12 protein-coding genes are annotated in these 12,169 nt (G+C 71.7%); 8 read left to right on the top strand and 4 right to left on the bottom strand.

What is annotated here, in order from left to right; translation table 11 throughout:
- Positions 1–96 precede the first annotated feature (96 nt).
- Positions 97–759 carry a glutathione S-transferase family protein gene (locus HNQ70_RS12975; RefSeq protein WP_183968269.1) on the top strand — a complete coding sequence of 221 codons (663 nt, stop codon included), beginning with the start codon at positions 97–99 and terminating at the stop codon, positions 757–759.
- A gap of 147 nt (positions 760–906) precedes the next feature.
- Positions 907–1,692: an SDR family oxidoreductase gene (locus HNQ70_RS12970; RefSeq protein ID WP_183968267.1), complete on the top strand. Its 786-nt coding sequence runs from the start codon at positions 907–909 to the stop codon at positions 1,690–1,692.
- Positions 1,693–1,730: 38 nt separating this feature from the next.
- Here HNQ70_RS12970 and HNQ70_RS12965 read toward each other — a convergent pair whose 3' ends face one another.
- The gene (locus HNQ70_RS12965) at positions 1,731–2,459 is read right to left on the bottom strand and encodes a S1 family peptidase (RefSeq protein ID WP_183968264.1); all 729 of its coding nucleotides are present in this window, start codon (positions 2,457–2,459) and stop codon (positions 1,731–1,733) included.
- Positions 2,460–2,698: 239 nt separating this feature from the next.
- Between HNQ70_RS12965 and HNQ70_RS12960 the strand changes: the two genes are divergently transcribed.
- The gene (locus HNQ70_RS12960) at positions 2,699–3,826 is read left to right on the top strand and encodes an NAD(P)/FAD-dependent oxidoreductase (protein ID WP_183968262.1); all 1,128 of its coding nucleotides are present in this window, start codon (positions 2,699–2,701) and stop codon (positions 3,824–3,826) included.
- A 1-nt stretch (position 3,827) separates the two neighbouring features.
- Here the strand turns inward: HNQ70_RS12960 and HNQ70_RS12955 are convergent, their stop codons facing one another.
- Positions 3,828–4,928 carry an MBL fold metallo-hydrolase gene (locus HNQ70_RS12955; protein WP_183968254.1) on the bottom strand — a complete coding sequence of 367 codons (1,101 nt, stop codon included), beginning with the start codon at positions 4,926–4,928 and terminating at the stop codon, positions 3,828–3,830.
- Between the two features lie 183 nt (positions 4,929–5,111).
- On the opposite strand from HNQ70_RS12955, the gene HNQ70_RS12950 reads away from it, so the two are divergent.
- The 3 genes from HNQ70_RS12950 (at position 5,112) to HNQ70_RS12940 (ending at position 6,720) form a co-directional block, all read left to right on the top strand.
- Entirely contained in the window at positions 5,112–5,972 is an 861-nt protein-coding gene (locus tag HNQ70_RS12950; protein ID WP_183968252.1) for an NAD(P)-dependent oxidoreductase, read from the top strand.
- A gap of 65 nt (positions 5,973–6,037) precedes the next feature.
- Positions 6,038–6,271 carry a hypothetical protein gene (locus tag HNQ70_RS12945; protein WP_183968250.1) on the top strand — a complete coding sequence of 78 codons (234 nt, stop codon included), beginning with the start codon at positions 6,038–6,040 and terminating at the stop codon, positions 6,269–6,271.
- Positions 6,271–6,720, top strand: a complete 450-nt coding sequence (locus HNQ70_RS12940) for a TA system VapC family ribonuclease toxin (protein WP_183968248.1) — start codon at positions 6,271–6,273, stop codon at positions 6,718–6,720. The genes HNQ70_RS12945 and HNQ70_RS12940 overlap by 1 nt, the downstream gene beginning before the upstream one ends.
- Before the next feature lie 10 nt (positions 6,721–6,730).
- Here HNQ70_RS12940 and HNQ70_RS12935 read toward each other — a convergent pair whose 3' ends face one another.
- Entirely contained in the window at positions 6,731–7,675 is a 945-nt protein-coding gene (locus tag HNQ70_RS12935) for an alpha/beta fold hydrolase (RefSeq protein ID WP_183968240.1), read from the bottom strand.
- A gap of 210 nt (positions 7,676–7,885) precedes the next feature.
- On the opposite strand from HNQ70_RS12935, the gene ald reads away from it, so the two are divergent.
- Together ald and metC are read left to right on the top strand one after the other, a co-directional pair.
- Positions 7,886–9,001 carry an alanine dehydrogenase gene (ald, locus tag HNQ70_RS12930; RefSeq protein ID WP_183968239.1) on the top strand — a complete coding sequence of 372 codons (1,116 nt, stop codon included), beginning with the start codon at positions 7,886–7,888 and terminating at the stop codon, positions 8,999–9,001.
- A 22-nt stretch (positions 9,002–9,023) separates the two neighbouring features.
- Complete coding sequence (gene metC, locus HNQ70_RS12925) at positions 9,024–10,301, top strand: cystathionine beta-lyase (protein ID WP_183968237.1); 1,278 nt, start codon at positions 9,024–9,026, stop codon at positions 10,299–10,301.
- Positions 10,302–10,350: 49 nt separating this feature from the next.
- Here the strand turns inward: metC and HNQ70_RS12920 are convergent, their stop codons facing one another.
- Positions 10,351–12,150, bottom strand: coding sequence for a potassium channel family protein (locus HNQ70_RS12920; RefSeq protein ID WP_183968235.1), 1,800 nt, complete (start codon positions 12,148–12,150; stop codon positions 10,351–10,353).
- Positions 12,151–12,169 lie beyond the last annotated feature (19 nt).

Raw genomic sequence — 12,169 nt, 5'->3', positions numbered from 1 at the left:
CGGTGGTGACCGTTCCGGAAGCGGCGGCGGCACCATGGCGGACGGGCCGCGATGGCTTATCGTGCTGCGCACCCGTCCGAACCCCGCAGAGCCCCGATGATCACCCTCTATCACTGCAGCAGCGCCCGTTCCTTCCGCCCCCTGTGGACGCTGGAAGAGATGGGGCTGCCCTGCGATCTCAAGATGCTGCCGTTCCCGCCGCGCGCGCTGGCGAAGGAATACCTGGGCATCAACCCGCTGGGCACCATTCCCTTCATGATCGACGGCGACACGCGGATGAGCGAGTCGGCCGCCATCTGCCAGTACCTGGTGGAGCGGCACGGGCCGAGCCCGCTGGCGGTGGCCAAGGACGAACCGGCCTATGGGGCGTGGCTGAACTTCCTGCACTTCGGCGAGGCCACCCTGACGGTGCCGCAGACCATCGTGCTGCGCTACACGCACCTGGAACCGCCGGAGCGCCGGCTGCCGCAGGCGGTCGAGGACTACCGGATCGTCTTCCATGGGCGGCTGAAGAAGCTCGAGCCGCTGCTCGCACGCGAGGAGTTCCTGTGCGCCGGCCGCTTCACTGCCGCGGACATCGTGGTGGGCTACGCGATGCTGCTGGCCGAGCGTCTGTCTCTCGACGACGGCTTCACTCCGGCGGTGCGCGCCTACTGGGAGCGGCTGCAGCGCCGGGACGGTTTCCAGCGCGCCATGGCGCACCAGGAGCGCGCCGCCCGCGAGCAGGGCGTGGCGCCGACGCCGCATCGCAGGTCCTGACGCGGCCTGCACGGCAGCGCTCGGCGCCGCCCGGACCGTGCCGCATTCTGCGGGGGCAGAATCGCAGGACGTGAGCACGCAGGCATGCCGGCCTGCGTGCCCGGATCACCAGGCAGGGCCCCTCGGGCCATCAACAGGGAGAACGACATGCGCATGGATCTCGACTTCAGCGGGCGTCACGTGATGGTTTTCGGCGGCACCACCGGCATCAACCTCGGCATCGCCGACTGCTTCGCGCAGCGGCGCGGCCGTGTCGCGGTGGTCAGCCGCAAGCAGGAGAACGTGGACGCCGCGGTGGCGCAGCTGTCGCGCCATGGCGGCGAAGTGCTGGGCCTGGTGGCGGACGTGCGCGACCCGCAGGCGGTGCAGGCCGCGATCGAGGCCTCGGTGGCGCGCTTTGGCGCGATCGACGTGCTGGTTTCGGGCGCGGCGGGCAACTTTCTGGCCGATGCGAAGGATCTTTCGCCGAACGGCTTCGGGGTGGTGGTCGACATCGACCTCAAGGGCACTTTCCACGTCATGCGCATGGCCTGGCCGCATCTCGCGAAGCCCGGCGCCTCGGTGATCAACATCACCGCGCCGCAGGGGCAGCGGCCGGTGCGCAGGCAGGTGCATGCCTGCGCGGCCAAGGCCGGCGTCGACCAGCTCACGCGCGTGCTCGCGCAGGAATGGGGCGCTGAAGGCATCCGGGTCAATGCGATTTCGCCGGGGCCGATCGGCGACACCGAAGGCGTGCGCCGCCTGGTCGCCAACAGCCCCGAGTCGAAGAAGCGCGCCGAGGCCCGCATCCCGCTCGGGCGCTTCGGGGAACTGGACGACATCGGCAACCTGGCGATGTTTCTCGCCTCGCCGTTCGCCGGCTACCTGAGCGGCGCGATCATTCCCTGCGACGGCGGCGGAACGATCGAGGCGGATCGCTACCGGCCGGAGTAGGGGCCGTCCAGACGTGGCGTGATCAGGCCCGGCGCGCGTCAGGGCGCGGTCAGCGTCATCAGGATGTCGGCGTACCAGGCGCAGTTCAGGCCCAGCGCCTCGTCCAGCTTCAGGTCGCGGGTGCCCACGTCGAGCCGCGCCGAGTGCACGCCCAGCAGCTTCCAGGGCAGCCCGCCGAGCGCGGGGTGTTCGGGCGCCCGCATCACCACCGGCGCGCCGCTGGTGCCCCGGTGCGTGCGGGCATCGGTGAGGAAGTAACCCTGTCCCTCGAAGCGCAGCCCGAACGAGGATGCGAGCACCGCCTGGCGCACCACCGGCATGTGGTGCAGCGAGTCGTGGAATCCGAGGGGGAATCCGACCACCAGCAGCGCGCTGCCAACCTCCACCTGATCGGGTGACGCCTGCAGGTGGGCCGGCGTGAACGCGTGGAACACTGCCGTCGCGGGCAGTGCCGCGCGCTCGAGTTCGATCACCGCGACGTCGATCCCGCCGGCCGAGTCGGTGCCCTGGCGCCACAGGCTCTCGCGGTCACGGTACAGCGGAATCGAGAACCCGGTGGATTTCGCCATGTCCCCGGCGTCGGTGTGCATCTCGATCTCGATCCGGTCCGGGAAGTGGCGGCTCGGCTCGTCGATCATCACGTGCCGGCTGGTCACCAGGAACAGGCGTTCGTCGCGCTCGAAATAGAACCCGCTGGCACCGGTCAGCATGCGCTGCCCGTCGAAGGTGAAGATGCGCGCTGCGGTCAGCAGGATGGACTCGATCATCGGGGGCTCGCGAGGTGAGGGGCGGACGCCGCGCCGGTTGGAGCGCAGGCGGCGGCGCAGATTCCGGCATTGTGCGCGTTCATGCCGACATGACCGGTTGCCGCGCGGTCCGTCCGTGCGGGCTGCATCCCGAAGCAAGCGATCGAGCGAGACGAATGGGTAAGCCCGATCCCCGGCTTCGTTGCGCGGCATCGGCTTGCTCTTCAAGATGCGAACCTGCATCTTGCCCAGGACAGACAATGTCAGAACCCCTCCAGCCCCGCCGCCTGAATCCCGCCAGGCTGCCGCTCAGCAAGTCGACTGCGGCTGCCCGCCGGGTGGCGATCGTCGGCGCCGGGCTCTCCGGGCTCGCCTGCGCGCGGGCGCTGCTGGAGGCCGGCGCGACGCCACGGCTGTTCGAGAAGAGCCGCGGCGTCGCCGGCCGCATGAGCACGCGGCGCGGAGAGGGCTGGCAGTGCGACAACGGCGCGCAGTACTTCACCGCGCGCGATCCGGCCTTCCGCGCCGAGGTCGGACGCTGGCTGGACGCGGGCGTTGCGCAGCGCTGGCAGCCGCGCCTGCGGGCCTTCGGGCCGGGCGCTGCGGTGCGGGTGCCCGACGAGTCGCTCGAGCGTTTCGTGGGCGTGCCCGGCATGACCGCGCCGGCGCGCCGGCTGGCCGAAGGGCTGCCGGTGGAGATCTCCTGCACCGTCGATGCGCTGGCCCGCGAGGCCGGCTCCTGGCGGCTGCGCTGCGCCGAACGCGGCTGGATCGACGAACGCTTCGACGCGGTGCTGCTGGCAGTGCCGGCACCCCAGGCGGCTGCGCTGCTGGCGGGTGCGGCGGACTCGGGCCGGACCTCGCCCTCGGTCTCCGGGGGTGCGGTCGCGCCGGATGCCATCGTGCGGGCGGCCGCTGCCCTGGAAACCCTGTCGCGCACTGCCCGGATGCGCGCCTGCTGGGCGCTGATGCTGCGCTACCCGGCGCGGCTCGAGCTGGACTTCGATGCGGCCTTCGTCAACGAGGGGCCCTTGCGCTGGGTGGCACGCGACGCGGGCAAGCCGGGCCGTGCCGGCCCCGAGACCTGGCTGCTGCACGCCGAGGCGCAATGGAGCGAGGAGCACGTGGACGAGTCGCCCGAGCGCGTCGCGCCGATTCTGGTCGACGCCTTCAAGCGTCTTGGCGGCGCGACGCCCGCGGCCTGGACCGCGCACCGGTGGCGCTTCGCGGACACCGCCGCGCCGCTGGCGGCCGGCTGCGTCTGGAACCGGGAAGCCGGCCTGGGCTTGTGCGGCGACTGGCTCGCGGGGGGCAAGGTCGAGGGCGCCTGGGCCAGCGGGCGGGCGCTTGCCCTGGCGGTGCTCGACGCCCCCGGCGAAACCCGCTGACTCAGACCGGCGTCTCTTCCTGAGGATCCTCCGGCACCGCGCCGGGCACGCCCTCGTACCAGCGCACACCGTCGTTGTCGACGCGGGTCGTGGCCTCGCCCCGGTGCACCAGGTAGTTCAGGTGCGCGAGGCTCTCGCCGGTGGCCAGGCTGAGCAGGTGGCGGTCGTCGATCGGTCGCGCGAACAGCGCGCCGAACACGTCGATCACGCGCTTCGGCTCGCGCAGCGTGCGCCGCAGCCGGGTGAGCGAGGTCTCGTGCCCGCGAACCAGGTGGGCGAGCCGCGCATGCATGCCGCGGAAGGGCTCGTTGTGGGCGGGCAGCACCAGCACGTCGTCCGGGACGGTGCGGGCGATGCGCTCCAGCGACGTGAGCCAGCCGTGCAGCGGATTCGCGTCCGGTTCGGTGGGGAACACCGACACGTTCGAGGAAATCTTGGGCAGCACCTGATCGCCGGAGATCAGCAGCTTCAGGTCCGGGGACCAGAAGCAGGCGTGCTCGGGCGAGTGGCCGGTGCCCACCACCACCTGCCAGTCGTGGTCGCCGATGCGGATCCGCTCGCCGTCGCGGATGCGCCGGTAGCTCTCGGGCAGCGCGTAGGTGGTCTTGCCGAAGTTTCCGAAGCGCGTCCGGTAGTGCTCGATCGAGTCCTCGCCCCAGCCGGCCTCGCGATAGAAGCGCACTCCATCGGGCGGCGCCTCGCGGCCGGTGTCGCCCACCAGCACGCGGCAGTTCAGGTACTCCAGCCGGGTCATCCACAGGCGGGCGTCGAAGCGGCGGGTGAGCCAGCCGGACATGCCGACGTGATCCGGATGCATATGGGTAACGAACACCCGGGTGACGCCGTCGGCAAGCGGGCCGCCGGCGCCGACCAGGTCGCGCCAGGCCTCGGAGGTCTTGTCGGAGCTGATCCCGGTGTCGAACACAGCCCAGCCCGTGCCGTCGCGCACCGCCCAGAGATTGATGTGGGACAGCGAGAAGGGCAGCGGCATGCGCAGCCAGAGGACGCCGGGAGCGACCTCGCGCGCCTGGCCGGGGGCGGGCGCTTCGCCGCAGGGATAGTCGAGCACCGGCTTGCCGGTGCGGGTGTTCTTGTCGGTCATCTCGTCCTCTGGCGGGGGTGTGTCCCCCTGGATTCGTTCATGGAACGTATTTGAACAGACCAGGCGGAATCCGTCGGCGCGCCCACCGGTGAATCGAACCGGGAGTGAGCGCCGGCGCGGTCCTGGTGCAAGATGGCGTGCGGCTGGCCGCCCGGGCCGCCAACAGCAGAAAGGAGATCTACGATGAACATCGCCTTCCTCGGCACCGGCCTGATGGGCACCGGCTTCGTGCGACGCATGCTGGCCAACGGACACCAGGTCCGCGTCTGGAACCGGAGCCACGACAAGGCGGCCGCGCTGCAGGCGCATGGCGCAAAAGCCTTCGCGGAGGCGGCCGACGCGGTGCGGGGCGCGGACCGCATCCACCTCTCGCTGTCCGACGATGCCTCGGTGGACGCGGTGCTCGAGCCGCTGCTGGACGTGCTGCCGGGCCAGGCCTGGATCGTGGATCACACGACGACCGCGGTCACGCCCACTGCCGAGCGCTGCGCGCGCTGGGCGGCCCGCGGCCGCGTCTTCCTGCACGCGCCCGTCTTCATGGCGCCGGCGCATGCGCACGAGGGCAGCGGCCTGATGCTGCTTTCCGGCGACAAGGAGAACTGCGACACGATCACGCCTGCCCTGCTGGGGATGAGCGGCAAGGTGTGGTGGCTGGGCGAGGCTCCGGAGCGCGCGGCGGCGTTCAAGCTGTTCGGCAACCTGGTGCTGGTCGGCATGAACGGGGTGCTCGGCGACATGATGCGCCTGGCCCATGCGGTGGGCATCCCGCCCGCCGAGGCGATCGAGCTGTTCGACGGCTTCAATCCGGGGAGCATGCTGAAGGCGCGGGCGGCCAAGGTGGCGTCGGGGCCGTGGACGCCGGCCTCCTTCGAGGTGTCGATGTCCCGCAAGGACGTCCGGCTGATGATCGAGGAGGCGGCGTCGCACGGTGTGGACCTGGCCGTGATGCCGGCGGTCGCTGCGCTGCTCGACGCGGCGATCGCGCGCGGCGCGGGCGCGCTGGACGCCTCGGCAGCGATGGCGTATCCGCCGCCGGCCGCTTGAGCCGGGCAGCTTGCGCCTGTATGCCGATTCTTGACATACAGGTGCGCGCCCATCATCCTTTCCGCATGAAGAGAACGACGCTGGTGCTGGAGGACGGCTGCATCGATGCGGTGCGTGAGCTGGCGCATCGACAGGGGCGGCCCTTGTCCGAGGTGGTGAACGAACTGCTCGCGGAAGGGCTTCAGCGGCGCCTGGCGTCCGACGAGCCGCCGGCCTTCGTGCTGCCCAGTTTCCGCATGGGCCTGCCCCGGGTGGACCTGGCCAATCGCGATGCGCTCGAAGCGGCCATGGACGGCTGATGTCCGGCGTCATCGACACCAATCTGCTGCTCTATGCCGTCAATGGCGATGCGCCGGAACACGACAAGGCCTTCGCCTTCCTGGCCGAAGCGGGTCGGTCAGGGGCCGGATGGTGCCTGACAGAGGGAATCGTCTACGAGTTCCTGCGGGTGAGCACCCACCCGAGGGTGTTCGGAAAACCGCTCACGTCCGCGCAGGCCCTCTCTTTTCTTCGCCCCTTCCTCGAGAGTCCCCGCTTCTCCATGCTGGTCGCGGGGCCGAGGCACTGGGCGACGCTCGGCCAGGTGCTCGCCGAGGAACGGCGGGCATCCGGAAACCTGTTCTTCGACCTGCGCACGGTGGTCCTCATGCGCGAGCACGGCTTGCGCCGCATCTACACCGCAGACACCGACTTCCTGCGCTTCCGGTCGGTGGAGGTGGTCAATCCGGTTGAAGGCGCGACCGGCTGAGCTCCGGCGCTCAGGGCCAGCCGGCCAGCAGGCCGCGCAGCGCCGCCACGAAGGCCAGCGGCTGGTCGATCATCACGTGGTGGTCGGCGTAGGGGATCTCCACCAGCGGCGCACCGGCCGGCGCCAGGCTGGCCATGTACTCGCGCACTGCCGGCGTCACCAGGCTGGAGCGGTCGCCCCAGACGATCGCCACCGGGCACTTCGCGCCGGCCAGGTCGGCGCTAGGGTTGCCCATCCGGTAGTCGCGCCAAAGGTGGGGGTCGAAGCGCCAGGTCCAGTGCTCGTCGCGCTCCGGCGTGGCTTCCACGCGCTTGATCGAGGTGCGCGCGATGTGGTCTGCGATGTACAGGTGCTCGCATGGCTGCACCGGCATGAAGCGGAAGCGCATCAGCGCGTCTTCGAGGGTCGCGTAGGGGCGCGGCGGCTTGGGTTCGGCGCGCTGCCGGGCGGCCTCGCGCACCTTGCGCTGCTCGGGCGTGCGCAGCGGGCTGTCGAGGATCACCGCCGCGCGCAGGCGCTCGCCGCCGCGCGCCGCGCAGGCCATCGTGGGGAAGCCGCCGAAGGAGTGCCCAAGGAACACCGGCGGCGTCGGCGCGTCGAACAGCCCCTCGGCCTGCGCCACCGCGAAGGCCTCCTCGACGTACAGGTCCAGCGAATAGGACGGTCGCCAGTCGGAGCCGCCCATGCCGGACCAGGAAAAGGCGACCACCCGGTGGGTGCTGGCGAAGAAGGGCGCGATGAAGCTCCACCAGCGCGCATGCGCGCCGTTGCCGTGCATCAGCAGCAGGCCGGGCCGGCCGCGCTCGCCCCAGGCGAGGCTCTCGATGCGGGCGCCCGCAACGGTGTGCAGGTTCGTCTCGTGCGGCGCGCCGAGGGCTTCGGCGAACCATCGGGGCGCGGGCGGCGCCGCACCGTTCAGGGCGGCGAGCAGGCCGCCTCCATGCGTCTGGCTCATTGAAGGATTCGGGGCGGTCGCGAGGCGCCGCCCGGTGGGATCTGTCGGGGCGCCGATCTTACGACGCCGCGGTGCGACTTCGGGGGACGCTCGTATCGCTTAAGCGCAACGCGGTTGCGCGCTTCGGGCGGATGCGTACGACCCGCAGCAGCCGTTTCCGCTCCAGCATTCACATAGACTCGCGGGGACAGACCATCCAGCGGAGGGGCGATGCTGATCGGAGTGCCGAAGGAGATCAAGGTCCACGAGTACCGGGTGGGCATGACGCCGGCCTCGGTACGGGAGGCGGTGGCGCAGGGGCACGAGGTGCTCGTCGAGCGCGACGCGGGGGGCGGCATCGGCGCGCTCGACGACGATTACCGCCGGGCCGGCGCGCAGGTGACCGATGGCGCGGAGGAGGTGTTCGCGCGCGCCGAGCTGCTCGTCAAGGTGAAGGAGCCGCAGCCCGCCGAGCGCGCGTGGCTGCGCGACGGGCAGATGCTGTTCACCTACCTGCACCTGGCGCCGGACCCGGAACAGTGCCGCGACCTGATGGCCAGCGGCGCGGTGTGCATCGCCTACGAGACCGTGACGCAGGCCGGCGGCGGCTTGCCGCTGCTGGCGCCGATGTCCGAGGTGGCAGGGCGGATGGCGGTGCACGTCGGCGCGGGCTGCCTGGAGCGCGAGCGCGGCGGCATGGGCATCCTGCTGGGCGGGGTGCCCGGAGTGCCGCCGGCGCGGGTCGCCATCTTCGGGGCCGGCAGCGTGGGCGCCAACGCGGCGCTGATGGCGGTGGGCTCCGGTGCGGCGGTCGTCGTGCTCGACAGTTCGGTCGATGCGCTGCGCCGGCTGGACGCCCGCTTCGGCGCGCGCGTGATCACCCGCCACGCGAACCGCGATGCGATCGAGCGTGAGGCGATGGCCTCCGACCTGCTGATCGGCGCGGTGCTGGTCGCCGGCGGCGCCGCGCCGAAGCTGCTGACGCGCGAGCTCGTCGGCAGGATGAAGAAGGGCTCGGTGATCGTCGACGTGGCGATCGACCAGGGCGGCTTCTCCGAGACCTCGCGGCCGACCACCCACGCGCAGCCCACCTTCGTCGAGCAGGGCGTGGTGCACTACTGCGTCGCCAACATGCCCGGCGGGGTGCCGCGCACCTCCACCTTCGCGCTGAACAATGCCACGCTGCCCTTCGTGCTGGCGCTGGCGGGCAAGGGCTGGCGCGCCGCGATGGCGGAGGATCCGCACCTGCGCGCCGGGCTGAACGTGGCCTGCGGGCAGGTCACGCACCCGGCGGTCGCGCAGGCGCTCGGCCTGCCCTGCGTCGATCCGGCCGTCCTGATCGGCTGAACGGGGCTCCTATAATCGTCCGATGAAAACCGAAGACCCCACGGGCCGTCCGGCCCCCAGCGGCGGCAGCGCGCCCGCCAGGGCCGCAACGCCGGCTCTCTCGTCGCTCGTCACCGAAGTGGCGCGGCGCTTCGACGAACGCATCGTCACCGCCAGCCTGCCGGTCTACCGCGCCTCGACCGTGCTGTTCGACTCGCTCGCCCAGGCCGACGCCACCGGGCGGGCCACCGGGGCCGGCACGCGCCATGCGAGCACCTACGGCACCGCCGGCACGCCCACCACCTTCGCGCTGATGGACGCGCTGGCCGAGGTCGAGGGCCGGGGCCACGACTGCCGCGCGGCGCTGATGCCCTCCGGGCTTTCGGCGATCAGCGCCGCGCTGTTCGCGTACGCGCGCACCGGCGATCACGTGCTGATGCCCGATTCGGTCTACGGTCCGGCGCGCGTGTTCGCGCAGGGAATGCTCGCCGGGCTGGGCATCGAGACCACCTTCTACGATCCGCGGATCGGCGCCGGCATCGAGGCGCTGATGCGCTCGAACACGCGCGTGGTGTACCTGGAGAGCCCGGGCAGCTACACCTTCGAGCTGCAGGACGTGCCGGCGATCTGCGCGGTGGCGCGCCGCCGGGGCGCGGTCAGCATGATCGACAACGCCTGGGCGTCGCCGGTGTTCGCCCGGCCTTTCGACTGGGGCGTCGACGTCTCCATCCTGCCGCTCACCAAGTACTGGAGCGGACACGCGGACACGCTGATGGGCGCGGTCGTGGTCCGCGAGCCGCTCTGGCTGCCGCTGTGGAGCGCGGTGCGCCAGCTGGGCATCTGCGTCGGCGGCGACGATGCCTTCATGATCCTGCGCGGGCTGCGCACCGTGGACGTCCGGATGCGCCGGCACGAGGCCTCCGGGCTGCAGGTGGCGCGCTGGCTCGAGGGCCGGCCGGAAGTGGCCCGGGTGCTTCACCCGGCGCTGGAGAGCCACCCGGACCATGCGCTCTGGAAGCGGGACTTCGAGGGCGCCTGCGGCCTCTTCTCGTTCGAGCTGCGGCGCGACGCGCTGCCGGCCGACGATGCGGGACTCGAGCGCGCGCTGGCGGCGCTGTGCGAACGGCGCCGCTTCTTCCGGATCGGCTACTCCTGGGGAGGCTTCGAGAGCCTGATCGTTCCCGGACGCATCGGCAGTCTGCGCACCGCCACCCCCTGGCAGGGCGGTCCGCTGGTGCGGGTGCACATCGGGCTGGAGGATCCCGCCGACCTGATCGCCGACCTGGCCGACGGGCTGGCAGCGATGCGCGCAGCGTCCTGAGGCCGGCGCGCCGCGGGCGGCTGCCGACCTGGGGCCGGCGCGCCGGGCGTCACGGGCTCTCCGGGCTCTCCGTTCGCCGATCCCGGGTCAGGCGTCTCCAGATCCATCCGCCGGGCAGGTCCCGGCCGGTGCGCAGGTACTCGAGCACGTTGACGTTGCCCAGCGCGGACTCCAGCTCGCGGCGGGCGCGGCTGCGCCCGGCCATCAGCACGCGGTCACCCGCGGCCAGCTCGAAGTCGTCGGTGGGCAGCAGGAACTGGCGCCCGGAGCGCAGCACCAGCAGCGCCCGCGCTGCGATCCGCTCCTCGCGGTCCTGCGGATGGCGCAGCAGATCGTGCAGCGTGACAGGGCGCCGCGCGGCGCCGATCGCCGCGTGCAGCGCCGGCGCCTGCGCCGCGTCGACCCGGAACGACCAGGTGCGGGGCGATCGCGTCCCGATCCGCTTGCGCAACTGGTGGATGACCTCGTCGGCCCAGGCGTCGCTCTGGCGGCGCACCTCCTCGAGGAAGCGGTCCAGCAGCGGAGTCGTCAGGCGGGCGATGGCCTCCTCGGCGACGATCTCGCTTGGGCGCATCACGAGGTTGGCGCGGATGCGGTCGAACAGCGCCTGGTTGGCCGCCTCGTTCTGCCGCGCCACGGTGAACAGGCGCGGGTTGGCCTGGCGCGCCAGCGCCAGGATCGCGAGGTTGGCCACGTCGTCGTCGGTGCCGGCCACCAGGCCCTCCGCGTCGGCGATCCCGGCGCGCTGGAGCACGTCGAGTTCGGTGGCGATGCCGTCGACCATCGAGCTTGTGCCCGCCGCTTCCGAAGCGGTGGTCTCCGCGCCCGTGCCGGTCACCGAACCGGGGTCCACCATCCGCGTCGGGATGCCCTGCGCTGCCAGCGAGTCGCGGATTGCGCGGCCGAAGCGGCCGTAGCCGCAGATCACCCAGGCGCCGCGCGGCGGCTCGTGTTCCCTGGCCAGCTGGGTGCCCGGCGCCGCGGTGAGCCAGTCGAGCAGCCGGTAGGCTCCGGGGGCGCGCATCGCCAGCAGCAGGTGCTGGGCGAATGTCTGGAAGGGATCGATGATGTGCTCGGCGCCGAACGAGCGGAGGTTCTCCGCGGCCTTCCGGGTATGGACCCGGGCCAGCACCGGCAGCCCGGGGTTCAGCAGCCGGGCCGCGGCGGCGATCGCCAGGTTGGCGCGGTCGTCGTTGGTCAGCGCGAGCGCTGCCGCGCACGCCGGATGGGTGATGCCCGCATGCAGGAGCACCTGGGGCGATCGCGCATCAGCGTCGATGACCGGCGCATCGGTCCGGAAGTCCTCCAGCTCCAGCTCGGCGATCCGCCGGTCGTCGATCTCGACCACCACGAAGCGCAGGTCGCGCCGGTCGAGGATGCGGATCAGCCGCTGGCCGGTGTCGCCGCATCCAAGGATCAGGTAGAAGGGCTCGCCGATGCGCCGCACCCTGCGGCCGAAGCGCACCACCCCGATCGCCCGCTGGAAGGCCGGTTCCTGGAACAGCGCGATCATGGTCAGCACCGCGTAAGTCCAGCCGATCACGGTCATGTGGATGACCGCCACGGTCCACATCCGCTGCGCGTTCGAGAACGGCGCCGGGACTTCGCCGAAGCCGATGGTGGTCGCGGTGTAGCTGACGAAGTAGAGGGCGTGGAATACGCTCATCGGCGGCGTCGGGCGTCCCTCGGCGTCGATGCCGGGGATCAGCGACAGGCCCAGCACCGACACCGCATAGACCAGGATGATCGTGACCAGCGGCACGCGCAGGCGCCGCATCACCAGGATGAGGATGCTCGCGCTCGCGGCCACCGGCGATTCGGCGCTGACCGGCTGCTCGTAGTCCGCCATCTGCGGCCCCGGCGTCAGC

Origin of the sequence: Quisquiliibacterium transsilvanicum, from assembly GCF_014202215.1 — a bacterium.
GTDB classification, from domain to species: domain Bacteria; phylum Pseudomonadota; class Gammaproteobacteria; order Burkholderiales; family Burkholderiaceae_E; genus Quisquiliibacterium; species Quisquiliibacterium transsilvanicum.
This window is presented reverse-complemented; position numbering and strand designations above follow the sequence as displayed.

Excerpts from the sequence above, each read along its gene's own strand:
- HNQ70_RS12975 (WP_183968269.1), top strand. The coding sequence starts at position 97 with ATGATCACCCTCTATCACTGCAGCAGCGCCCGTTCCTTCCGCCCCCTG.
- HNQ70_RS12970 (WP_183968267.1), top strand. The coding sequence starts at position 907 with ATGCGCATGGATCTCGACTTCAGCGGGCGTCACGTGATGGTTTTCGGC.
- HNQ70_RS12965 (WP_183968264.1), bottom strand. The coding sequence starts at position 2,459 with ATGATCGAGTCCATCCTGCTGACCGCAGCGCGCATCTTCACCTTCGAC.
- HNQ70_RS12960 (WP_183968262.1), top strand. The coding sequence starts at position 2,699 with ATGTCAGAACCCCTCCAGCCCCGCCGCCTGAATCCCGCCAGGCTGCCG.
- HNQ70_RS12955 (WP_183968254.1), bottom strand. The coding sequence starts at position 4,928 with ATGACCGACAAGAACACCCGCACCGGCAAGCCGGTGCTCGACTATCCC.
- HNQ70_RS12950 (WP_183968252.1), top strand. The coding sequence starts at position 5,112 with ATGAACATCGCCTTCCTCGGCACCGGCCTGATGGGCACCGGCTTCGTG.
- HNQ70_RS12945 (WP_183968250.1), top strand. The coding sequence starts at position 6,038 with ATGAAGAGAACGACGCTGGTGCTGGAGGACGGCTGCATCGATGCGGTG.
- HNQ70_RS12940 (WP_183968248.1), top strand. The coding sequence starts at position 6,271 with ATGTCCGGCGTCATCGACACCAATCTGCTGCTCTATGCCGTCAATGGC.
- HNQ70_RS12935 (WP_183968240.1), bottom strand. The coding sequence starts at position 7,675 with ATGAGCCAGACGCATGGAGGCGGCCTGCTCGCCGCCCTGAACGGTGCG.
- ald (WP_183968239.1), top strand. The coding sequence starts at position 7,886 with ATGCTGATCGGAGTGCCGAAGGAGATCAAGGTCCACGAGTACCGGGTG.
- metC (WP_183968237.1), top strand. The coding sequence starts at position 9,024 with ATGAAAACCGAAGACCCCACGGGCCGTCCGGCCCCCAGCGGCGGCAGC.
- HNQ70_RS12920 (WP_183968235.1), bottom strand. The coding sequence starts at position 12,150 with ATGGCGGACTACGAGCAGCCGGTCAGCGCCGAATCGCCGGTGGCCGCG.